The sequence below is a fragment of the Nitrincola schmidtii genome (assembly GCF_008973715.1).
GTDB classification, from domain to species: domain Bacteria; phylum Pseudomonadota; class Gammaproteobacteria; order Pseudomonadales; family Balneatricaceae; genus Nitrincola; species Nitrincola schmidtii.
The window spans coordinates 1-23,675 of the sequence record NZ_WBOL01000006.1 but is presented as its reverse complement, the minus strand read 5'-3'; the positions used below and the strand labels follow the sequence as shown (position 1 = coordinate 23,675).

Annotated in this window: 21 protein-coding genes and 3 tRNA genes; 22 read left to right on the top strand and 2 right to left on the bottom strand. The window is 45.5% G+C overall.

Annotated features, from left to right (window positions below):
- Positions 1-26: 26 nt before the first annotated feature.
- The 10 genes from tilS to rpoS all read left to right on the top strand — a co-directional run bounded on the left by tilS (position 27) and on the right by rpoS (position 10,113).
- Positions 27-1,406, top strand: a complete 1,380-nt coding sequence (gene tilS, locus F7R24_RS06670; protein ID WP_151670476.1) for a tRNA lysidine(34) synthetase TilS — start codon at positions 27-29, stop codon at positions 1,404-1,406.
- On the top strand, positions 1,403-3,031 hold the full coding sequence (locus tag F7R24_RS06665; RefSeq protein ID WP_151670475.1) for a CTP synthase: 1,629 nt from the start codon (positions 1,403-1,405) through the stop codon (positions 3,029-3,031). The genes tilS and F7R24_RS06665 overlap by 4 nt, the downstream gene beginning before the upstream one ends.
- 46 nt (positions 3,032-3,077) lie before the next feature.
- Positions 3,078-4,373, top strand: coding sequence for a phosphopyruvate hydratase (eno, locus tag F7R24_RS06660; RefSeq protein ID WP_151670474.1), 1,296 nt, complete (start codon positions 3,078-3,080; stop codon positions 4,371-4,373).
- 61 nt (positions 4,374-4,434) lie between these two features.
- Positions 4,435-4,731, top strand: a complete 297-nt coding sequence (gene ftsB, locus F7R24_RS06655) for a cell division protein FtsB (RefSeq protein ID WP_151670473.1) — start codon at positions 4,435-4,437, stop codon at positions 4,729-4,731.
- Positions 4,731-5,786 (top strand): tRNA pseudouridine(13) synthase TruD, encoded by a 1,056-nt coding sequence (gene truD / locus F7R24_RS06650; protein ID WP_151670472.1) that lies wholly within the window; start codon positions 4,731-4,733, stop codon positions 5,784-5,786. The genes ftsB and truD overlap by 1 nt, the downstream gene beginning before the upstream one ends.
- Positions 5,787-5,805: 19 nt before the next feature.
- Positions 5,806-6,561, top strand: coding sequence for a 5'/3'-nucleotidase SurE (gene surE / locus F7R24_RS06645; protein WP_151670471.1), 756 nt, complete (start codon positions 5,806-5,808; stop codon positions 6,559-6,561).
- 1 nt (position 6,562) lies between these two features.
- Complete coding sequence (locus F7R24_RS06640) at positions 6,563-7,225, top strand: protein-L-isoaspartate(D-aspartate) O-methyltransferase (protein WP_151670470.1); 663 nt, start codon at positions 6,563-6,565, stop codon at positions 7,223-7,225.
- Between the two features lie 18 nt (positions 7,226-7,243).
- On the top strand, positions 7,244-8,161 hold the full coding sequence (locus tag F7R24_RS06635; protein WP_206057489.1) for a DUF368 domain-containing protein: 918 nt from the start codon (positions 7,244-7,246) through the stop codon (positions 8,159-8,161).
- Between the two features lie 12 nt (positions 8,162-8,173).
- Entirely contained in the window at positions 8,174-9,064 is an 891-nt protein-coding gene (locus F7R24_RS06630; protein WP_151670469.1) for a peptidoglycan DD-metalloendopeptidase family protein, read from the top strand.
- Positions 9,065-9,111: 47 nt separating this feature from the next.
- On the top strand, positions 9,112-10,113 hold the full coding sequence (gene rpoS, locus F7R24_RS06625) for an RNA polymerase sigma factor RpoS (protein WP_206057488.1): 1,002 nt from the start codon (positions 9,112-9,114) through the stop codon (positions 10,111-10,113).
- A 25-nt stretch (positions 10,114-10,138) separates the two neighbouring features.
- On the opposite strand, the gene mutS is transcribed toward rpoS, so the two are convergent.
- The gene (gene mutS, locus F7R24_RS06620; protein ID WP_151670636.1) at positions 10,139-12,691 is read right to left on the bottom strand and encodes a DNA mismatch repair protein MutS; all 2,553 of its coding nucleotides are present in this window, start codon (positions 12,689-12,691) and stop codon (positions 10,139-10,141) included.
- A 143-nt stretch (positions 12,692-12,834) separates the two neighbouring features.
- On the opposite strand from mutS, the gene pncC reads away from it, so the two are divergent.
- The 12 genes from pncC (at position 12,835) to F7R24_RS06560 (ending at position 23,455) form a co-directional block, all read left to right on the top strand.
- Positions 12,835-13,311, top strand: a complete 477-nt coding sequence (gene pncC, locus F7R24_RS06615; protein WP_151670468.1) for a nicotinamide-nucleotide amidase — start codon at positions 12,835-12,837, stop codon at positions 13,309-13,311.
- Between the two features lie 116 nt (positions 13,312-13,427).
- Positions 13,428-14,468, top strand: a complete 1,041-nt coding sequence (gene recA, locus F7R24_RS06610) for a recombinase RecA (RefSeq protein ID WP_151670467.1) — start codon at positions 13,428-13,430, stop codon at positions 14,466-14,468.
- 110 nt (positions 14,469-14,578) lie between these two features.
- Complete coding sequence (locus tag F7R24_RS06605) at positions 14,579-15,034, top strand: regulatory protein RecX (protein ID WP_151670466.1); 456 nt, start codon at positions 14,579-14,581, stop codon at positions 15,032-15,034.
- Between the two features lie 102 nt (positions 15,035-15,136).
- The gene (gene alaS, locus F7R24_RS06600) at positions 15,137-17,728 is read left to right on the top strand and encodes an alanine--tRNA ligase (RefSeq protein WP_151670635.1); all 2,592 of its coding nucleotides are present in this window, start codon (positions 15,137-15,139) and stop codon (positions 17,726-17,728) included.
- A 52-nt stretch (positions 17,729-17,780) separates the two neighbouring features.
- Positions 17,781-19,016, top strand: a complete 1,236-nt coding sequence (locus F7R24_RS06595; protein WP_151670465.1) for an aspartate kinase — start codon at positions 17,781-17,783, stop codon at positions 19,014-19,016.
- Between the two features lie 79 nt (positions 19,017-19,095).
- Positions 19,096-19,284 carry a carbon storage regulator CsrA gene (gene csrA, locus F7R24_RS06590; RefSeq protein ID WP_036519646.1) on the top strand — a complete coding sequence of 63 codons (189 nt, stop codon included), beginning with the start codon at positions 19,096-19,098 and terminating at the stop codon, positions 19,282-19,284.
- Positions 19,285-19,343: 59 nt separating this feature from the next.
- Positions 19,344-19,433, top strand: a tRNA-Ser gene (locus F7R24_RS06585).
- Positions 19,434-19,442: 9 nt separating this feature from the next.
- A tRNA-Arg gene (locus F7R24_RS06580) sits at positions 19,443-19,519 on the top strand.
- A gap of 34 nt (positions 19,520-19,553) precedes the next feature.
- Positions 19,554-19,630 (top strand) — tRNA-Arg (locus F7R24_RS06575).
- A 414-nt stretch (positions 19,631-20,044) separates the two neighbouring features.
- Complete coding sequence (locus tag F7R24_RS06570) at positions 20,045-20,305, top strand: OadG family protein (RefSeq protein ID WP_151670464.1); 261 nt, start codon at positions 20,045-20,047, stop codon at positions 20,303-20,305.
- A 33-nt stretch (positions 20,306-20,338) separates the two neighbouring features.
- Positions 20,339-22,141 carry a sodium-extruding oxaloacetate decarboxylase subunit alpha gene (gene oadA, locus F7R24_RS06565; RefSeq protein WP_151670463.1) on the top strand — a complete coding sequence of 601 codons (1,803 nt, stop codon included), beginning with the start codon at positions 20,339-20,341 and terminating at the stop codon, positions 22,139-22,141.
- 12 nt (positions 22,142-22,153) lie between these two features.
- Positions 22,154-23,455 carry a sodium ion-translocating decarboxylase subunit beta gene (locus F7R24_RS06560; RefSeq protein WP_151670462.1) on the top strand — a complete coding sequence of 434 codons (1,302 nt, stop codon included), beginning with the start codon at positions 22,154-22,156 and terminating at the stop codon, positions 23,453-23,455.
- Between the two features lie 25 nt (positions 23,456-23,480).
- On the opposite strand, the gene F7R24_RS14645 is transcribed toward F7R24_RS06560, so the two are convergent.
- The coding region (locus F7R24_RS14645) for a hypothetical protein (RefSeq protein WP_206057487.1) at positions 23,481-23,675 on the bottom strand (195 nt) is incomplete at its 5' end.

The window sequence follows — 23,675 nt, the reverse complement described above, 5'->3', positions numbered from 1 at the left end:
GTTAAGTTAAGAGACGTTTAGCGGTTTTGAAACGCACCGATTTGCAAGATCCAGTGGCTTATCTGGCGAGCTTGCCGGAGCGTTTTCCTCACGTTCGCCGCTGGTGTATTGCTTACAGCGGCGGCTTAGATTCTGAAGTGTTACTCTCTGCTGCCGCATTGGTTCTGCCAACAGCTTCTCTCGTTGCTATTCATATTAATCATCAACTTCAGGTTGATGCTGATGCGTGGGAAAAACGTTGTCAACGCAGAGCGGCAGATCTGGGTGTTCAGTTTTTATCTGCTAAAGTAGAACCTTTAGGTCGTTCCGAAGTTGCAGCCAGAGATGCCCGTTATGGTGCGTTTGCTCAAATGCTAACGCCTAATGATGCTTTGTTAATGGCACATCATGCCGATGATCAGGCTGAGACATTGTTGTTTCGCTTGTGTCGTGGAGCGGGTGTGGCGGGGTTATCTGGCATGCCAGAGACCAGACCTTTTTCAACTGCCTTGCTCATTCGTCCTTTTTTAAAGTTCCCACGACAGATTTTGTATCAATGGGCGATGTCACATCAGCTGGAATGGATTGAAGATCCGAGCAACACCTCTCCAGGCTATGATCGAAATTACCTTCGATTAAATGTGTTCCCAAATTTGCGTGATCGCTGGCCGCAAATTGCCAAGCGCTTTTCAGAAACCGCTGGTCATATGCGTGAAGCGCAAAGTCTACTGCAAGAAATAGCACAAGAAGATCTCCATGCTTGTGCAGAGTTTCCGGAAGTCTTAAAGCTACCCGTGTTGAGTGCTTTAAGTTCAGCCAGAATTCAAAATGTATTGCGCTATTGGCTAGCACAATGGTCGCTGTCGTTGAGTGAAAAGCAGTTTCAGCAAATTTGTGTCCAGTTTCTATCAAACGGCACAAATCCTGAACGAGAATTAAGATTGACTCCGCAGTGGCAGTTACGCACCTATCGCCAGCGTCTTTTTTTGTGTCCTATGGTTAACCCGGATTTAGTAGGTCGGCATGATGAAGATTCAACCAATGCTAAGCTGCAGAATTCCATGGAACTTGCCTTGGGTAAACTCAGTTTGCCAGCCAGTCTAATCGATTCTGAGCTGGCGTTAACGCTTAAAACAGGGCTTAAGAATGTCAAAATTAAGCCCAGAGGTAGAGCAGGAAGTAAGGGCTTATCTCAACTTTTTCAGGAAACCGGTGTGCCTCCATGGTTAAGATCTCAGTGGCCACTGATTTGTGATCATCAAGGCGTTTTATTGGTGCCGGGCATCTGTTTTGCCAGTCGTTGGCATAAAAATGATGATTCAGTGGGTGCATGGCAGCCTTTTGGATTGTCTGGAGAGCCTTTTTTTGTTAGTCTGCAATACCATCTTGACCCCTCCCAAAATCCGACTTTTACAGGTTACGCATGACGCGCTATATATTCGTCACAGGCGGTGTAGTGTCCTCACTGGGCAAAGGTATTGCCTCAGCTTCACTGGCAGCCATTCTTGAGGCCCGCGGTCTCAAGGTCACTATGCTTAAGCTCGATCCATACATTAACGTGGATCCGGGTACTATGAGTCCATTCCAGCATGGAGAAGTATTCGTCACCGATGATGGTGCCGAGACAGATCTGGATCTGGGCCACTATGAACGCTTCATTCGAACCACCATGAATCGCCGTAATAACTTTACCACAGGGCGTGTCTATCAACATGTGCTGAAAAAAGAACGGCGCGGTGATTACTTGGGTGGAACGGTGCAGGTTATTCCTCATATCACCGATGAAATTAAACGTCGTGTGGTTGAGGGTGCAAGCGGTGCTGATATTGCGCTGGTTGAAATTGGCGGAACGGTAGGTGATATTGAATCACTACCTTTCCTTGAAGCCGTTCGACAGCTGCGAATTGAAGTGGGTGCCAATAATGCGATGTTTATGCATCTGACCTTGGTGCCTTACATCGCTACCGCAGGCGAAACCAAAACCAAGCCATCGCAGCACTCTGTTAAAGAGTTACGTTCGATTGGTATTCAGCCCGATATCTTGGTCTGTCGTTCTGAGCAGCCTATACCGGCATCAGCACGCCGTAAGTTGGCAATGTTCACCAACGTTGAAGAACGCGCGGTTATCTCGCTTCCCGATGCGAAATCTATCTACTCCATTCCGAGAATGCTGTTCGAGCAAGGCTTGGATGAAATCGTAGCAGATCGCTTCCGTTTAGATTGCCCTCCAGCTGATCTTCATGAGTGGGATAGAGTCTCTGATTGCTTCCTAAATCCCGAAGGTGAAGTACATATCGCCATGGTTGGTAAGTACATGGAGCTGCTTGATGCTTATAAATCATTGATCGAAGCGATCACTCATGCGGGTATCGCACTGCGTAAGAAAGTCAGAATCGATTATATCGACTCTGAACGTGTCGAACGTGAAGGTACTAAAATCCTAGAAGGCGTTTCGGCTATTTTGGTGCCGGGTGGCTTCGGTGAGCGTGGTGTTGAAGGAAAAATACTGGCGGCTCGCTATGCTCGTGAGAATAAGGTTCCTTACTTGGGTATCTGTTTAGGTATGCAGGTAGCGGTCATTGAATATGCTCGAAATGTTGCCGGATTAGAAAAAGCTAACTCAACCGAGTTTGATAAGCAGTCTGCTCATCCGGTGATAGGCTTGATCACCGAGTGGGTTGATCTTGAAGGTAACGTCGAACAGCGGACTGCCGAGACTGACTTGGGTGGTACGATGCGTTTGGGTGCACAGGTGTGTCACTTGGTTGAGGGTTCACGTTCTGCTCAGGTTTACGGTTCTACCGAAATTCGCGAACGTCACCGTCATCGTTATGAGGTGAACAATCACTATTTACCTCTGCTTGAAAAAGCAGGCCTGTTAATTGCTGGTCGTTCAGCAGATGGTGAGTTGGTTGAAGTGGTCGAAGTGCCCGATCACCCTTGGTATGTAGCGTGTCAGTTCCATCCCGAGTTTACCTCTACACCTCGCTATGGACATGGTTTGTTTACTGGTTTTATTCAAGCAGCGTTAGACCACGCAGCTTCAAACTGATACTGAAAACACTAACAATGTTACCCATTTAATTGGAGAGTAAGTAATGGCAAAGATTGCTGATATCAAAGCGCGTGAGGTTCTGGATTCGCGTGGTAACCCAACCGTTGAGGCGGACGTCATTCTAGATTCAGGCGTTGTCGGATCAGCCTGTGCGCCATCAGGAGCCTCTACTGGCTCTCGTGAAGCACTTGAACTGCGTGATGGTGATAAATCTCGTTACATGGGTAAAGGGGTATTGAAAGCAGTTGCTGCCATCAATACTACTATCCGTGAAGCACTTCAGGGCATGGATGTTACAGATCAGAGAGCATTGGATACTAAAATGCTGGCGCTGGATGGTACTGAAAATAAATCAGTCTTGGGTGCCAACGCTATTTTGGCTGTTTCTTTAGCTGCAGCAAAAGCTGCCGCAATCTCTAAAGGCATCCCTTTGTACGCTCATATTGCCGATATTAACGGAACACCAGGTCAGTACTCTATGCCTGTTCCGATGATGAATATCCTCAATGGTGGTGAACACGCAGACAATAACGTGGATATTCAAGAGTTCATGGTACAGCCAGTGAACTTTACTAGCTTTAGTGAAGCGCTGCGTTGTGGTACTGAAATTTTTCATTCGCTGAAAGCAGTCCTTAAAGCACGTGGTTTGAACACCGCTGTGGGTGATGAAGGTGGTTTTGCGCCTAACCTGGGTTCTAACGAAGAAGCACTGGTTGTCATTCGTGAAGCGATTGAAAAAGCAGGCTATGAGCTGGGCAAAGATGTCACGTTGGCGCTAGATTGTGCTGCGTCCGAGTTCTACAAAGCAGGTCAATATGATTTAGCGGGTGAAGGACAGATATTTGATTCAGCAGGTTTTGCTGACTACCTGAAAATGCTATCTGAAAAATACCCAATCGTCTCTATCGAAGATGGTATGGATGAATCTGACTGGGCGGGCTGGGCTGATCTAACTCGCAAGATTGGCGATAAAGTGCAGTTGGTTGGAGACGACCTATTCGTGACCAATACCAAGATTCTGCAAGAAGGTATTGAGAAAAATATCGCTAACTCTATCTTGATCAAGTTCAATCAAATAGGCTCGTTGACTGAAACGCTTGAAGCGATCCGCATGGCAAAAGATGCTGGCTTCACGGCCGTCATCTCTCATCGTTCTGGTGAAACAGAAGACACCACTATCGCTGATCTTGCTGTAGGTACCGCTGCAGGGCAGATTAAGACGGGCTCTTTATGTCGTTCTGATCGTGTCGCTAAGTACAACCGCTTGCTTCGTATTGAAGCTGAGCTTGGCGATAAAGCGATCTATAACGGTTTGTCTGAAATTAAAGGTCAAGCCTGATTTTAACCCTTTTTGGGTCGTGATGGGGAGGGTTACCTCCCCTGTTAAGGCAGGTGGCTGAGTGTTTCGTTTGTTACTCCTCTTTCTTGTGTTGCTCCTAGCTGCCCTTCAGTATCGTCTTTGGCTGGGTGATCCTAATATTCGCCAAGTCTGGCAACTGGAGCAGGCGATCATTGATCAGCGCCGTGAAAACCAACTGCTTACTGAGCGTAATCAACGTTTAGAAGCGGAAGTCGCCGACCTTAAAGAAGGGTTGAAGGCCATAGAAGAGCGTGCGCGCAGTGAAATGGGATTGATCCAAGAGGGCGAAACTTTCTTTCGTCTTATCGAACCCGATACACGCAGACGGTCACAGTAATGAGTTTAATTGAATCTCTTCACCAGCCGCTTACATGGCTTTTGGGTCAGCCCAAATCTACAGCTGTTTTTCGATCTTTACCTGAAGATTTTTATGTCACTGAAAACTTAGGTTTTGAGCCTGATGGAGAAGGTGAGCATGTTTTCGCACTGATTCGTAAGACAGGTGAAAATACTGACTGGGTTGCTCAACAACTCGCACGTCATACAAAAACCCACCCTAAAGACATTGGCTATGCCGGTAAGAAGGACCGTCATGCGGTTACTGAGCAGTGGTTTAGTGTTAAGATTCCGATAAAACAAGCGGTTGATTGGTCTGGGTTTGAAAGTGATACTATTCAAGTACTTCGTCACGCTCGCCACAGTCGAAAATTGAAAACGGGTGTCCATCAAGGTAATCGTTTTGTTATTAAATTAAGACAAGTCACCGAGGGTGACGATCTTCAGCAACGATTTGAACAGTTGATGTGTAAAGGCGTACCCAATTACTTTGGTGAGCAACGCTTCGGCCATGACTACGGTAATCTGTACAAGGGTTATCGGATGTTATTAGGCGAGTTACGCGAAAATAACCGACAAAAGCGGGGTCTTTATATCTCTGCGTTGCGATCGATGTTGTTTAATCGAGTCGTCTCGGCACGTATAGATCAGGGCTTGTGGGACAAGCTTGCTCTCGGCGATGTATTAATGCTTAATGCCAGTCAAAGTTGTTTTAATTACCTTGATCCAGCTGAAGCTGAAGGGCTAGCATTAAGGCTAGCAGAAAAAGACTTGCATCTCACTGCACCTTTATGGGGGCGCGGTGGTTTGATGACCCGTTTGGAAGCGGAAGCTTTTGAGCAATCTGTTGTTTCACCCTGGCAAGAACTCTGTTCAGGTCTGGAAACTTTAGGTTTAAATCAAGAGCGAAGAGCCGCGCGAATCCTACTTGATAACGCTTTTCTAGAAAAAGAGTCCAGCGATCAATGGACAATAGGTTTTGACTTGCCCGCCGGTGCTTTTGCCACCAGCGTGTTAAGAGAATTATCTCATTTGCATACAGAAGACGCCGTTTAACAGCGTCCAGAGAGAGAAGATGAAGATTTTAGTCTCCAACGATGATGGGGTATATGCACCGGGTTTAGCTATCTTGGCTGAAACCTTGCGTAAAGATTCCGATTTATTGTGTGTGGTTGCACCGGATAGAAATCGCAGTGGCGCCAGTAATGCGTTGACGCTTGATAGACCGTTAGAGGCGTATCAGCACACAACGGGTTACTACAGTGTTAATGGCACGCCAACAGACTGCGTTCATTTAGGTCGATCGGGTCTATTTATGGATGGTTTTGTGCCCGATATAGTGGTTTCAGGTATCAATGTCGGTGCGAATTTGGGTGATGATGTCATCTACTCTGGTACCGTTGCAGCAGCGATGGAAGGGCGAACCTGCCGTTTACCGCCGATTGCCGTATCGATGAACAGTTTTCACCCTAAGCATTTTGATACCGCTGCCGAAATAGTTCGCAGTATTGTTGCGAAATTGGATTCTTTAGTGATTGCGCCTAGAACGGTCTTAAACATCAATGTTCCTGATCTGCCGTTGTCTGAAATCAAAGGGATTCATGTCACGCGCTTAGGTCATCGTTTAGCAGCCAATTTACCAGTTCCAGCCGAAGATCCGCGCGGTAAGATTCGATACTGGATTGCAGGTGCGGGTGATGTGGCTGATCGAGAGCCGGGTACCGATTTTTTTGCATTGGAACAGCATTGCGTTTCGATAACCCCCCTTCAAATTGATATGACGCATTACTCAGGGATGGATAATCTAGCCACTTGGTTAGAGGAGCTGTAAGTTGGATCTGGATCTTCAAGGTATCGGCATGACATCGCGTCGAACACGCGAACGATTGATTGCACGGTTACGTGAAAGGGGAATTTCTGACCCTCATGTTCTAGACGTTATGCTAGCGACACCGCGACATCTTTTTTTAGATGAAGCGCTGGCTCATCGAGCTTATGAGGACAGTTCGTTACCCATTGGTTTTAATCAGACTATCTCGCAGCCTTATACTGTAGCTCGCATGACAGAAGCGCTTTTAGCGGCTGGCCCACTTAAGAACGTTTTAGAAGTTGGCACGGGTTCTGGTTATCAGACAGCGGTGTTAGCTCAGTTGGTTGAGCATTTGTTTAGTGTAGAAAGAATTCGCCCTTTACAAGAAAAAGCACGTACACGTCTTCAGCGACTGAAACTTTATAATGTGATGTTGCGTCATAGTGATGGTGGCATGGGGTGGCCAGAAAAAGGGCCTTTCGATGGTATTTTGGTGACAGCAGCTCCGACTGAGGTGCCTGAAGAGTTATTGCAGCAGCTCGCTCCTAATGGTCGCCTTGTTATTCCTGTTGGCGGGGACCTTCAGCAATTAAAGCGTGTGACTCGGTTGGAAGATGGTAGTTTTGCCACAGAAGTGTTAGAAGGTGTCAAATTTGTTCCACTCTTGAGTGGACTGGTCCGCTGATAAGGATTTAAGTAAAAAATGCAGCGAAGCAAGCAATACTACATAAAGTTAGCAGGGAAAGGAATGCTGATGGGTGCCGCAGATGCCGTTCCAGGTGTTTCTGGAGGAACAGTCGCCTTCATAACAGGGATCTATGAAGAGCTGATCCATAGTATTCGCCAGTGCGGACCCGAAGCACTTAAAGTGCTTTTTACCCAAGGTATCAAGGCATGTTGGCAGCATATTAATGGTACTTTTTTGCTGACGTTAGTCAGTGGGATTTTGATCAGTTTATTAACGGTTGCACGAGTCGTTTTGTACTTGTTGGATGAATATCCAGTTTTACTCTGGTCGTTCTTTTTTGGTTTGATTCTCGCCTCTACGTGGAGTGTTATGCGTCATACAGGCAAGGTCGGCTTTAATGTCGCTGCTATGTTTATGTTAGGCGCAGTGATTGCATTGCAGATATCCGCATTGACACCCTCAGTCGCTGATCCTGGTTATTTAATGATCTTTTTGTCAGGCATGATAGCAATCTGTGCCATGATACTACCGGGTATTTCGGGTAGTTTTATTTTGCTGCTGTTAGGTATGTATGCGCCTGTATTATTGGCGTTAAAGAGTTTTGAGCTAGGTTTTATCTCTATCTTTGTGCTTGGCTGCATCACCGGTCTGTTAAGTTTTTCTCGTGTGTTGAGCTGGGCTTTTAACCATTACCGAATTTTAACGCTGTCCTTATTAGGTGGCTTTATGTTTGGGTCATTAAATATGGTTTGGCCTTGGAAATATACACTGTCTTATAACATCAATAGTCGTGGTGAAGAGGTGCCTCTAGCACAAAAGAATATTTTACCCGACACCTATTTAGCACTGACGGGACAAGACCCATTAACGCTATTCGCTGTAGCATTAATAGTGGTTGGATGTACGCTCGTATTGGTGCTGGATAGACGCTGATTTGGAGATAACGTGAACGGCAGGGGCAGTCAGGCTTTTATCCTTGTGATACTGTTACTGAGCCTTATACAAGGCTGTGGTACCGGCTTTGCTCCTGTGACTGATCGCTCAATGGGAGCGCGTCAGGTGGGAGTTCCTGTTTCTTCTCAAGCATCAGCAAGCCGTCCTGCACCGCTTCCGAATCCCGGCAGTTACACCGTTAATCGTGGAGATACCCTGTACTCTATATCTTGGCGTTATGGTTTGGATTATCGTGAAGTGGCAAGGTGGAATAACGTTAACGAACGTTTCCAGATTTTTCCAGGACAAGTCCTGCGCCTATCGCCACCGTCTTCCGCAGGATCTGCAACAACGGCAACAGCAACAAGGCCAACGGCTCAACCACAGCAGAGCTCAACACCTGCTCGCTCTGCAACTCAACAAACAAGCCAAACTACAGCCAATCAGCAGTCATCATCTCAGCAGCAGGCACGTCAACAGACAAGTTCGCAACCGGTCGCATCGACACCGCAACCAGCAGCAACGACTGGACAGCCGGTTTGGCGATGGCCTGCGAACGGTCAAATTATCAGACGTTTCTCTGCTGCAGAGGGTGGTAATAAAGGTATTGATATCGCAGGTCAGCTAGGTGATCCTGTTATCGCGGCTGCAGACGGTCGAGTGGTTTATGCTGGTAGTGGTCTTTTAGGTTACGGCAACCTAGTCATTATTAATCATAATCGAGAGTTTTTAAGTGCTTATGCGCATAACAGTCGCATTTTAGTCAGTGAAAATGATATGGTTAAAGCGGGTGATAAAATTGCTGAGATGGGTCAATCAGGAACGGACAGGGTACAGTTACATTTTGAAATAAGACGCAACGGTCGGCCTGTAGATCCATTAGGCCATCTTCCAAGAAGATAACAAAAACAACAACTGGAAATACCAGATTTCAATGAAAGGGTTATTGCATGACGTCAATGAACGACAGTGATAAGGCAGAAGAAGATTTCTTGTTAGATTCAGATGACTTAATTGATGATATAGAAGAATCTGACGATGATGATATTCAAGACGATGAGTTTCTTGATTCTAGTCGAGGGCGAGGAACGGCCACTCATCAAGATCTGATGAATGCTAAAAGCCTTGATGCAACCCAAATCTATCTAAACGAAATAGGTTTTTCACCTTTATTAAGTGCTGAAGAAGAAGTGTATTTTTCACGCTTAGCCTTGAAAGGTGATGAAGCCGCCCGTAAGCGTATGATAGAGAGTAATTTACGTCTAGTGGTCAAAATTGCGCGTCGTTACATCAATCGAGGCTTAACACTGCTTGATCTGATTGAAGAGGGTAATCTTGGCCTTATTCGTGCGGTCGAAAAGTTCGATCCCGAGCGCGGTTTTCGTTTCTCAACCTATGCTACCTGGTGGATACGTCAGACTATAGAACGTGCCATCATGAACCAAACACGGACTATTCGTTTACCCATTCATGTTGTCAAAGAGTTGAATTTATATCTTCGTGCATCCCGCCAATTGGCTCAGAAACTAGATCACGAACCTACCGCTGAAGAGATTGCTACCCTCGTTGAAAAACCAGTCGAGAGTGTAGAGCGGATGCTAGGTCTCAATGAGCGAGTCGCTTCTATTGATGTTCCCGGTGTCGGTGGTGGAGATAAACCCTTACTGGATAGTTTGGCAGATTCTGAAAGTTCAGATCCAGAATCGTTACTGCAAACCACCAATATCAGCGGTAACTTAAATCGCTGGTTAGATATGTTGCCGGAGAAACATTCTGAAGTGATCGCGCGTCGTTTTGGATTGCGTGGTTATGAAATGAGTACTCTTGAAGAGGTCGGTAATGAAATCGGCCTAACACGTGAACGAGTTAGACAAATTCAAGTGGAAGGTTTGCGTAAATTACGTGAAATTGTCGAGAAGAATGGTCTAACAGGAGAAGACCTGCTGCAATAGCCAGCAGGTCATCACGTTAACAATTCTACTTTGCCTGTTGTAATGCCTGAAGCTGATACAGTGCTTCCAGTGCTTGTTTTGGTGTCATTTCATCAGGACACAGGCTTTTAAGTTTGATCTCAGCCGCACTAGGCTGCGGACTGGCAAACATATCAGGTTGTACAGGGCCTGTTTGTTTGGGCGTTTCGTTGTGTTTGGGTACTGGGCGAGTATCTTGCTCTAGCTGAACTAGTTTTTCACGCGCACGATGAATCACCTCTGATGGAACTCCCGCCAATTGCGCAACTTGAAGTCCATAGCTTTGATTAGCGGCTCCCTCTCTAACCTCATGCATAAACACAATACTGTCATGATGTTCAATTGCGGTTAAGTGGACATTTCGAATGCCTTGAATTCTTTCAGGTAGCGTTGTGAGCTCAAAGTAATGCGTTGCGAACAACACCATCGCTTTAATCTCGGTAGCTAAATGTTCAGCACAAGACCAAGCCAGTGATAAGCCATCAAAGGTACTGGTTCCTCTGCCAACTTCATCCATCAACACCAAGCTGCGAGGTGTCGCATTGTGAAGAATGTTGGCTGTTTCATGCATTTCTACCATAAAGGTTGAGCGTCCACCTGCAAGGTCATCAGAAGAACCCATTCGGGTGAAAATACGATCGGTGAGCCCTATCCTGGCAATGGTTGCGGGAACATAGCTACCCATCTGCGCCATTAAGGTGATCAGGGCGGTTTGCCGCATATAGGTTGATTTACCCCCCATGTTTGGACCGGTAATGATCAACATATGCTGTTCGTTATCTAGGTGCAGATCATTAGCGACAAACGGCGTGTCATTTACCTCTTCAACGACAGGGTGACGACCACCTTGGATATCTATAAGGATATCTTGTGTCAGCTGAGGTCTAACATAATTGAGTGATTCTGCTCGTTCTGCAAGACAGCACAGTAGATCTAATTCTGCCAATGCGGAGGCACTCATCTGTAGAGGGGCTAGTTGATCCGCTAGGGTTTCGAGTAATGCATCATAGAGTTGTTTTTCGCGCGCTAAAGCACGTCCTTTAGCGCTTAAGGCTTTATCTTCAAACGTTTTTAACTCTGGTGTAATAAATCGCTCAGCGTTTTTCAGTGTTTGTCGACGAATATAATCACCGGGAACTGTGTCGGATTGAGAGCGGCTTAGTTCAATGTAATAGCCATGAACACGGTTGTAGCCAACTTTCAGGGTAGAGATGCCCGTGCGTTGTCGTTCCCGTTGCTCCAGTTCTAGAAGATATTCACCCGCATTTTCGCTAAGACCACGAAGTTCGTCGAGTTCAGCATCATAGCCATTTGCAATAACCCCGCCATCACGGATCACAACGGGAGGAGAGTCGATAATCGCTCGTTGAAGAAGGTTAGCGAGATCAGGAAATTCGGCAATTTCTTCAGACAAACTTTCTATGCGAACAGAATCGGTCGGTTTAAGACCTTGTTGAATGCCTGGCAGCGCATTGAGTGCATCCCTTAAACGTTCAAGGTCACGCGGGCGAGCTGAACGAAGCGCAACTCGCGATAGTATTCGCTCGCAATCACCTATCGGTTTCAGTGAACAGGCAAGGGTCTCATGTCTATAATCCTCGAGTAGCCAGCGAATAGCATCTTGGCGAAGCTCTAGGCGGGTCAAGTCTCTAAGGGGTCTGTGTAGCCAACGTTTTAGCAGCCTACTTCCCATCGCGGTTTGTGTACGATCTAACACGGAGGCTAGGGTATTTTCACGTCCACCATTCAAATTGGTATCCAGCTCGAGGTTTCGTCGTGTTGCAGCATCCATCTGCAGTGCCTCACTACGATCTTCAACTTGAAGCCTGCGAATATGGGGCAAATTGCTGCGCTGTGTATCGCGAGCATATTGTAGTAAGCATCCTGCTGCTGCAATTGCAGCCGTAAGATGTGTGCATCCAAAGCCCTCTAGATTAGCTACATTGAATTGCTGGCAGAGAAGACGCTCGGCAGCTTCCGATTCAAAGTACCAAGGGGGTTGTGAATGAAGTCCTTTGCGTTGCTTTAAGAGACTGGCTAGCAGGTTATTATCATCAAACAAAATTTCAGCGGGTTGAAGTCGTTCTATTTCAGCGAGCAATTCATTTTCACTGACCAATTCGAGAAGGCTAAAACGACCCGAGCTTAAGTCAAGTTGTGCTAAACCATAGCGCTGCTGTAATACATAAATAGCCACCAGTAAGCTGTCTGTTTTGGCTTCAAGAAAGGCTTCATCTGTCAACGTGCCAGGTGTGACGATACGAGCCACTTGCCTATCAACGGGTCCTTTGCTGGTAGCAGGGTCACCGACCTGTTCACAGATGACAACGGATTCACCTTGTCTTACCAGTTTGGCAATATAACCTTCCGCCGCATGGTAAGGTACACCCGCCATAGGAATGGGGTGACCATCAGATTTGCCCCGAGCGGTTAACGAGATATCCAGTAGTTGAGCTGCACGTTTAGCATCGTTGTAAAAAAGTTCATAAAAGTCACCCATACGGTAAAACAGCAATTGATGAGGGTGCTCAGCCTTAATACGCAAATATTGCTGCATCATTGGGGTATGATTTTGTAGAGATGAAGTGGAAGTGCTTGAAGACACAGAAGCTCCGTTATGATTGCAACTCGATGAACACTGGTTTTTAATGCAGTGACTATTCTACGTTAAATGGTATCAGCACTGAAACGGGAAATGACAGAATGAAAGATCTAGCAGCTGAAGTGGCACAAGCCTTAACTCAGCGGAATGCGCGCATGGCAACCGCTGAATCTTGCACAGGGGGGTGGGTTGCACAGTTATTGACTCAAATACCGGGTTCGTCTAATTGGTTTGATTCAGGTTATGTTACTTATTCAAATGCAGCAAAAAAAAGAATGTTGGGCGTCAAAGAGGAAACACTCGAATCTAAAGGCGCCGTTTCCGAGTCAGTGGTTGTTCAGATGGCAGAGGGAGCGCTGCGAAATGCAGAAGTTGACATCACCGTGGCAATCAGTGGTGTTGCCGGTCCTGATGGTGGTACGGATCAAAAACCAGTAGGTACAGTGTGGTTTGCGTGGGCAATTCGCAATCAGGCAACAGTAACCTGTTTAAGCTTCTTTTCAGGCGATCGACAATCCATAAGGGAGCAAGCAGTAGAGCAGGCATTACAAGGAGTGTTGGCGTATTTGCCAAATTAAGTAATTTATAGATAGTTTTCTTTTACTACGCTTGCATTTCCATAAAAATATGAAATAATACTGTTTAGATATACAGTATTTATTCGATCATCGCGAACGCCAGAGGTTAAAGCTCAATGGACGATAATAGAAAAAAAGCACTTGATGCTGCTTTGTCACAGATTGAACGTCAGTTTGGTAAAGGCGCAGTGATGCGTATGAGTGACCATCCTCGAGAAGCCATACCGTCTGTATCAACTGGGTCATTAGGGCTTGATATTGCTCTTGGATTGGGTGGCTTGCCCTACGGTCGTGTTGTTGAAATCTATGGCCCTGAGTCTTCCGGCAAAACAACCCTGACTCTTCAAGTCATTGCAGAAGCGCAAAAACAAGGTAAAACCTGTGCATTTGTAGACGCCGAGCATGCGCTCGACCCTATCTATGCTGAAAAGCTAGGTGTAGACGTTGATGCGTTGTTGGTATCTCAGCCAGATACAGGTGAACAAGCCCTAGAAATTACCGATATGTTAGTTCGCTCTAATGCCGTTGACGTGATTGTTGTTGACTCAGTCGCAGCATTAACACCTAAAGCTGAAATCGAAGGTGAGATGGGTGATTCACACATGGGTTTGCAAGCTCGTTTGATGTCCCAAGCCCTGCGAAAATTAACGTCTAATGTTAAAAATGCCAATACACTGCTCATTTTCATTAACCAGATACGTATGAAAATTGGTGTGATGTTTGGTTCACCAGAAACCACAACCGGTGGTAATGCGCTTAAGTTTTATGCGTCTGTTCGTTTGGATATTCGTCGCATCGGCTCTGTGAAACAAGGTGATGAGATAGTCGGTAACGAAACCCGCGTAAAAGTTGTAAAAAACAAAGTAGCGCCTCCCTTTAAGCAAGCTGAGTTCCAGATTATGTATGGTAGTGGTATCTACCATATGGGCGAAGTGATTGACTTGGGGGTTAAGGAAGGCTTAGTTGATAAGGCTGGAGCATGGTACGCATACAAAGGCGATAAGATAGGTCAAGGTAAAGCCAATGCTGCCAAGTATCTTGAAGAGCACCCTGAAATTGCCAAAGAAATCGAATTAGAAATTCGTCGTCGTTTATTGTCTTCACCGGTTAAAGTGACCGATGAAGATCCAACGGTAGAGCCTGAATTAGATTTATAAGTTCAATTTATTAAACTGCATTCAGGGATGGATGCAGTTTTAGTATTTAGGTCATTTTGTTTTAATTGATCTGATACAATTTATTGATAGCAACAGGATGTTGATTCCACATGAATACACTTCTAGACGCCCAGTCAATCAAAAATAAAATCATCTCACTACTTGCACGTCGTGAATATTCGCGTGCTGAACTCTATCAACGCCTTAAATCTCAGTCACAGTCTATTGAGTTACTTAACCAAGTGCTGGATACCATGGCACAAAATGGCTACCAAAGTGACCAGCGTTTTGCAGAAAGTTTTATTCGTCAGCGCATCAGTCAATACTGGGGACCCAAAAGGATTGTGTTTGAACTATCCCAAAAAGGTATTTCCAAAACAATGATTGATCAAATCCTTGATGAGATGGAACCAGACTGGTCCGAACTAGCACAGGCCTTAGCTAATAAACGTTTTGATCCTAGTCAGAAACTCACGCCTAAGGAGCAAGCGAAGCAGGTGCGTTACCTTTTAAATCATGGTTTTAGCTATGACGATATAAAGAATGTATTCAGAAACGAGATGTGAAGAAAAAGCAAGGATAAATATCGTACATTTTAAAGAATTTCTATATAATCTTCGGTCATTTTTAGATCCGTGGTAAGTAGCAGAAGGTTAACTATGCAATACATGACCAGTGCACAGATACGTGAAGCATTTCTTCAGTACTTCAATGAGCAAGGACATACCATTGTCCCATCAAGTTCATTGATTCCGGGTAATGACCCGACCTTGCTATTTACTAATGCGGGCATGGTACAGTTTAAAGACGTTTTTTTAGGTACCGATAACCGCGACTACTCTCGTGCAACGACATCGCAACGTTGTGTAAGGGCCGGCGGCAAGCATAATGATCTAGAAAATGTTGGTTATACTGCTCGTCACCACACATTTTTTGAAATGTTGGGTAACTTCAGTTTTGGTGATTATTTTAAACAGGATGCTATTCGCTTTGCTTGGACCTTTCTGACAGAAGTATTGCAACTGCCCAAAGAGCGTCTTTGGGTTACCGTTCACCACAGTGATGACGAAGCGGAAAAAATTTGGAAAGAAGAGATAGGTGCAGATCCTGCGCGCTTTTCGAAATTAGATGAAGATAACTTCTGGTCAATGGGTGATACAGGTCCTTGCGGTCCTTGTACTGAGATCTTTTTTGATCATGGTCCTGACGTTGCTGGTGGACCGCCAGGAAGTCCAGATGAAGATGGTGATCGTTATATTGAGATCTGGAATATTGTATTTATGCAATATAACCGGTCAGCCGACGGCAGTATGGCACCTCTGCCAAAACCCTCGGTTGATACTGGCATGGGGTTGGAGCGAGTTGCCGCAGTGATGCAGCAAGTTCACAGTAACTATGAAATAGATCTGTTCCAGAAGTTACTTGCTGCGGCTGCTAAATCCGTAGGTTGTAAAGATGAACGGCAACAGTCACTTAGGGTTATTGCCGATCACATACGCTCCAGCTGTTTTCTGATCACAGACGGTGTTGTTCCTTCGAATGAAGGGCGTGGTTACGTATTACGCCGTATCATTCGACGCGCCATACGTCATGGAAATAAATTAGGCGCGCAGGGTGCATTTTTCCATGAGCTGGTACAAGCCATGGCAGATGTGATGGGCGAAGCTTATCCAGAATTACGAACTCAGCAAGCTCAGATTGAAAAAGTGTTACTTAAAGAAGAACAGCAGTTCGCTAGAACGCTGGATAATGGCATGAGTATATTGCAGCAAGCTATCGATTCATTAGACGGCAGTGTGTTGTCCGGTGAAACAGTCTTTAAGCTTTACGATACCTATGGTTTCCCAGTTGATTTAACTGCTGATGTGGCTAGAGAGCATAATCTTACCTTAGATATGGATGGTTTTGAGCAAGCGATGAACGCTCAACGTGAGCGTGCTCGCTCTGCAGGTCAATTTAGCGTTGATTACAACGAGCAGATTCAACTCGAGGGTGAAACTTGTTTCAACGGTTATGCCTCATTACAAGATCGTGGTCGTGTTCTTCTGCTGTTAAAAGAGGGTGAGTCGGTTAAGCAGCTCTCTGCTGGTGAAACTGGAGTCGTGGTTTTAGAGAATACAGCTTTCTATGCGGAGTCCGGTGGTCAGGTTGGCGATTCAGGTGTATTACGCTGGGATCGTGGTCAATTTGAAGTCAGCGATTGTACCAAGGAAGGAAAGCACCATTTGCATCACGGAAAAGTAGTAGAAGGTGTCATTCAGGTCGAGGATACAGTGGTTACAGAAGTGGACCATCAGCGTCGTCAAGCGACTGCTTTAAATCACTCTGCTACACATTTGTTGCATGCTGCATTAAGAAATATTTTAGGTGAGCATGTTCAGCAAAAAGGCTCGCTGGTGGATGCTGAAAGATTACGTTTCGATTTTTCTCACTTTGAAGCTGTAACTGCAGAGCAGCTCGATGCCATTGAGCAGCAGGTGAATGAGCAGATCCGGGGAAATCTATCGGTAGATACTGAAGTGATGTCACTCGATGCTGCAAAAGCCAAAGGTGCCATGGCTTTGTTCGGTGAAAAGTATGATGCAGATGTGCGCGTACTCAGCATGGGTGACTACTCTTTGGAGTTGTGTGGTGGTACTCATGCCAGTCGCACAGGTGATATAGGTTTATTCAGAATCACCAGTGAAGCGGGTATTGCGGCGGGTGTAAGACGAATTGAAGCAGTCACAGGAAAGCAGGCGCTGGCTTATACTGCTGAAAGTGATGCCCTAGTGTCGGAGATTGCGGCGTTAGTGAAAGGCTCTAGAGGCAATTTACTTGAAAAAGTGAAGCTAATTGCTGAAAGAAACAAGCAATTAGAGAAAGAATTAGAGAAAGTTAACGCTAAACTTGCTTCTGCTCAAAGCGGTGACCTGCTATCTCATGTAACAATTGTGAATGGGATATCCCTGCTAGCTACAGAGATTGAAGGCGCAGATCCAAAATCCTTGCGTGATATGATGGACCAGTTAAAAAACAAACTGGGCAGTGGAGTCGTTGTTTTATTAGCGAGAACCGATGACGGAAAAGTCAGTGTGCTCGCAGGTGTTACCAAGGATCTAATTACGCGTGTGAAAGCTGGCGATCTAGTGCGTGAACTTGCATCAGTGTTGGGTGGTAAAGGTGGCGGTCGGCCAGATATGGCGCAGGGAGGTGGGGTTGATGTATCTGCAATACCAGCTGCTTTGCAACGTGTACCTGAATTACTAAATAACGCCTGATTTTGTGTAAATGGCTGATCGGGTAGAAAAACTACTCGTGCGGAGAAGTAAAATGGCATTGTACGTACAAAAGTACGGCGGTACATCGGTCGGTTCAATTGAAAGGATTGAAGCCGTCGCTGATAAAGTTAAAGGGTTTCGTGACCGCGGCGATGATATTGTGGTCGTGCTATCAGCAATGAGTGGAGAGACTAATCGGTTGATCGCTTTGGCAAAAGCGATTACCGATAGTCCGGACCCACGTGAGCTGGATGTATTGGTCTCTACTGGAGAGCAGGTCACTATCGCATTGCTTTGTATGGCATTGGAGAAGCGTGGAATTAGTGCCCGTTCTTACACAGGTGCTCAAGTCAAGATTTTAACCGATAGTGCCTTTTCTAAAGCACGCATACAAGATATTGAAACGGACAAGATGCGCACCGATCTTAATGAAGGTCGAGTCGTTGTTGTTGCTGGATTTCAAGGGGTCGATACTCAGGGTAACATCACTACGCTTGGTCGAGGTGGTTCAGATACTACCGGCGTTGCGCTGGCAGCTGCTTTGAAAGCAGATGAATGTCAGATCTACACCGACGTTGATGGTGTGTATACAACCGATCCGCGTGTTGTTGAAACCGCTCGTCGGCTAGAAAAGATCACTTTTGAAGAAATGCTAGAAATGGCCAGCTTAGGCTCAAAGGTTCTTCAAATTCGAAGCGTTGAGTTTGCAGGTAAATATAAGGTTCCTTTGCGTGTTCTATCCAGTATGGTAGACGGCCCAGGTACATTGATAACAACAGAGGAAGATAGTACTGTGGAAAATCCGGTCATCTCAGGTATTGCGTTTAACCGCGATGAAGCCAAACTGACAGTTGTCGGTGTACCCGATATACCCGGTGTGGCCTCTAGGATTTTAGGACCGGTCAGTCGTGCTAATATTGAAGTCGATATGATCGTACAGAATGTGGCAGGAGATAAAACCACTGACTTTACCTTTACGGTGCATCGTAATGACTACGATAAAGCCAAAGCGATTCTCGAAAAGGTAGTGGTCGAGTTAGGTGCAAGAGAATGCACAGGGAGCAACAAAATAGCCAAAGTATCAATTGTGGGCGTTGGGATGCGTTCACACGCCGGAGTGGCGAGTCGTATGTTTGATGCCTTGGCTAATGAAAACATTAACATTCAGATGATCTCAACCTCTGAGATCAAAGTATCAGTTGTGATTGCAGAAAAATACTTGGAGCTTGCAGTGCGTGCATTGCACTCTTCATTCAATCTTGATGTAACAGATACCGTTTCTGAATAAACTTAAATTACTGAAGGATCAGTGCCGATGATGTATCGGTCACAGTATCACAACAGTTTAATGGACCGGGAGATTCAAAATGTTAATTTTGACTAGACGTGTTGGTGAAACTTTAATGGTTGGTGACGATGTCACTGTAACTGTATTAGGTGTAAAAGGTAATCAAGTTCGTATCGGTGTCAATGCACCGAAGGATGTATCTGTTCATCGTGAAGAGATTTATCAACGAATTCAGCGTGAAAAAGGGGAAGATTCAGGAAAAGAGTAATTTTTTTAAATTTCTCTTTTCATTAGGGATTTTTCTTAGTAGTATATGCGCCGTTGTTAGGTGAGTTGGCCGAGTGGCTGAAGGCGCGCCCCTGCTAAGGGCGTATAGGGGAAACTCTATCGAGGGTTCGAATCCCTCACTCACCGCCATTTTGATATGCGCCCGTAGCTCAGCTGGATAGAGTACCTGGCTACGAACCAGGCGGTCAGAGGTTCGAATCCTCTCGGGCGCGCCATCAAAAGACAACGGTTGCTATAGAAAAAAAGTGTGCGCCCGTAGCTCAGCTGGATAGAGTACCTGGCTACGAACCAGGCGGTCAGAGGTTCGAATCCTCTCGGGCGCGCCATTTCTTCAAGTCTTGTTTAAGTTTCTTCCTATCAACCAACATTCCTTATTGAGTTGTTTTTTCTTTTTATTTTCCATCGTTTGTAAACCCTTCGAACTACACTTCTGTTCTGCTTGTTACATTCACATAGCAATATGTTGATTCTGGTCTATATTGATTAATCTAATGATCTCCTTCAGCTATGCATTGATGGATTCGTAACCAAAATGTTGTTTAGCTATTGGATCAGTATTTTTTGTAAAAAAATTACATCTTGTTCAGGTAGCTTGCTGCTACAGTTCTTTTTGGCTTTAATGGGCTAATAACCCTTTTGCGCCTACCAGAATTAGGTAGAAACATTTTTAATTAGCTAGACAGTACTTAACGCTTTATCAGCTACAAGTAAGCTAGTTCACTACATCAAAGGAGCATTTGATGGACGACATAGACATAATAACCGAAGGCTTTTACTTGCTAGTTTTTGGTATGGGATTTGTTGTGGTGTTTCTCACACTGCTAGTCATTGCAACATCAATCATGTCGCGCATTATGATGCGTTTTGAACCTGCTCCTGTCCCTGCATCACCCAGAAAGGGTCATACAGTTGCTGCGAGTGGACAGCCTAATGATCAGGCTCTAGTCGCTGTCATGTCAGCAGCTATCAAGAAATACCGTGAAGATCGAAACGGTCAATAATTCTCATTTAACGAAATTATAAAGGTTAGCCCCATGTCTGACGTAAAAAAACCGCTAGGTATCACGGAACTTGTTTTACGTGATGGTCATCAGTCTCTATTAGCAACTCGCATGCGCCTTGATGATATGCTGCCGATTGCAGCTAAAATGGATCAAGTTGGATACTGGTCTGTTGAAAGCTGGGGTGGCGCAACATTTGATGCTTGCATTCGTTACCTTGGCGAAGACCCTTGGGTACGCATTCGCGAACTTAAAGCTGCAATGCCTAATACACCGCAACAAATGCTACTGCGTGGACAAAACTTGCTAGGTTATCGTCACTACGCGGATGATGTGGTTTCGCGATTCGTAGAAAGAGCTGCTAAAAACGGTGTTGATGTTTTCCGTGTCTTCGATGCCATGAATGATCCACGTAACCTAGAGTGTGCCATTAAAGCCGTTAAAGATTGTGGCAAGCATGCACAAGGAACAATGTCTTATACAACGAGTCGCGTACACACCCTAGATATGTGGGTTGACTATGCTAAAACTCTAGAAGATATGGGCGCTGACTCAATCTTTATCAAAGATATGTCAGGTATTTTGACTCCCTACGATGCTTTTAATTTAGTTTCCCGCCTTAAAGCGCAGACAGACTTAGAAGTTCAGTTACAGTCTCACGCGACTTCAGGTCTTGCTGATATGACTTTATTGAAAGCCATAGAAGCAGGTATTGATCGTGTTGATACCTCTATCTCTTCTATGTCTATGACCTACGGACATACAGCGACTGAAACTGTTGTCGCAGCTCTGCAAGGGCTAGACAGAGACACAGGATTAAACCTTGAGTTGTTGGAAGAGATTGCAGCTTACTTCCGCGTAGTTCGTAAGAAATATGCCAAGTTTGAAGGCTCTTTACGTGGTACAGACTCACGCATTCTATTAGCTCAAGTACCCGGCGGTATGTTGACGAATATGGAGAGCCAGTTAAAAGAACAAGGCGCTGCAGATAAGTTTGATGAAGTATTAGCAGAGATTCCAAAGGTTAGAGAAGATTTAGGCTTAATTCCTTTAGTGACACCGACATCACAAATCGTCGGTACCCAAGCGGTTATCAACGTGCTAATGGGTGAGCGTTACAAGAGTATCTCTAAAGAAGTCCAAGCCATTCTGAAAGGTGAATACGGTGCAGCTCCAGCGCCTTATAATGCTGAATTGCAAGCACGTGTTCTTGATGGCGGTGAAGCGATCACCTGCAGACCGGCTGACATGCTAGAGCCAGAAGTTGAAAAATTAACGACTGAGCTTAAAGGAATCGCAAAAGATAAAGGCATTCAATTAGCTTCCGGTGAAACCGAGATTGATGATGTTCTTACTTATGCGCTTTTCCCACAGATAGGTTTGAAATTCCTAGAAAACCGCAATAATCCTGATGCTTTTGAGCCAGTACCGACGGGTGAAGAAAATCTTCCAGCTACCACTTCAGCTGCTACCCCCGCAAAAGCTTCAGATACGGGTGTCTATACCATTGTGGTTAATGGTCAAAGTTATGTGGTTCAGGTTTCCGAAGGTGGTGATATCACTAATGTTGCACCAACGGCTGCACCTGCTTCCAGTGCGCCAGCCGCTGCTCCTGTTGGTTCAGGTGAACCCGTGGGTGCGCCTCTGGCGGGTAATATCTGGAAGGTAATGGTCAGTGTCGGTCAGCAAGTTAAAGAAGGTGATGTGCTGATTATTCTAGAAGCTATGAAAATGGAAACTGAAGTGCGTGCTGCGCGTTCAGGTTCTGTTGTATCGATCGACGTTAAAGAAGGCGATACCGTCCAAGTGGGCGATAGCCTAATATCTCTTGCGTAACAGGGGCCATCAATGGAAGCTTTATTAAGTATTTGGCGTGACTCCGGACTTGCAAACTTGACCTTTGGTCAAGTTGCGATGATCTTCGTGGGTTTCATCCTGCTTTACTTGGCGATTAATAAAAAGTTTGAGCCATTACTGCTAGTGCCAATCGGTTTTGGGGGTATTCTTGCCAATATTCCTCAAGCCGGTATTGCGTACTCTGCAGTAGAAAACGCTTTTTATTTTGGTGGTCCTGAGGTGCTTGGTGAGTTAGCGATTCTTCTAGGCAGTGCGTCAGGAAGTATTGCTGAGATGAAGGTGCTCTATGCTGATGCTGCTGCATCTATAAAAGCAGCTGCAAGCTTCATAGCGCAAGATTCTGGCTACAACAATGGCATGCTATACAATTTCTATAGCATTGCGATTCTATCTGGCGCTGCGCCTTTGCTCATCTTTATGGGTGTCGGTGCAATGACTGACTTTGGTCCACTACTTGCTAACCCTAGAATGATGTTTTTAGGTGCGGCTGCCCAGTTTGGTATCTTTGCCACCGTGATAGGTGCGGTTATGCTAACTGCGATGGGAGTCATGAACTTCACCATTCAAGAAGCTGCAGCCATCGGTATTATCGGTGGTGCGGATGGTCCAACGGCTATCTGGGTATCGACCATGTTAGCGCCGCATTTGTTAGGTGCTATTGCGGTATCTGCTTATGCTTATATGGCTCTTGTACCGATGGTTCAGCCACCGATTATGCGCTTATTGACCACTGAGCGTGAGCGTAAGATTGTGATGAGTCAATTACGTCCAGTATCGAAGCGTGAAAAGATACTATTCCCCATAGTATTGCTGTTCTTGGTAGCATTATTGTTACCTGCTGCGGCACCGCTGTTAGGAATGTTCTGCTTTGGTAACCTGATGCGCGAATGTGGAGTTGTAGATCGCTTAAGTGATACAGCGCAAAATGCGTTGATCAACATAGTGACTATCTTCCTAGGTTTGTCAGTCGGTTCGGTTCTGGTTGCAGACAAATTCCTTGATCTACAAACGCTAGGTATCATGATTTTGGGTATCGTTGCTTTCGCAATAGGTACTGCATCAGGTGTCCTAATGGCTAAAGCGATGAACTGGATGATGGGTGGTAATGCGATTAACCCATTAATTGGTTCGGCTGGGGTTTCTGCTGTTCCCATGGCAGCAAGGGTGTCTAACAAGTTAGGTCTTGAAGCTAACCCACAAAACTTCCTACTGATGCATGCAATGGGTCCTAACGTTGCCGGTGTTATAGGTTCTGCAATCGCTGCAGGTGTCATGATTAAGTTTGTCGGTTAATCTTCCTATCAAACCTAAACCAAACCTAAGCGCCGCTTTCGCATTGATGTGTTAGCGGCAGACATAAAAAAGGCTGCAGATGCAGCCTTTTTGCTTGTTTGCCCAGCGAAGCTGGTAAACCCGTCAGGTTGAAAGAAACCTGAGTCACCCTGACTAAGGGGAAGACAATCCGAATGGCAAGGGCGTTGCTGGCCAACGGCAGGGTCTGAAGGAAGCCATA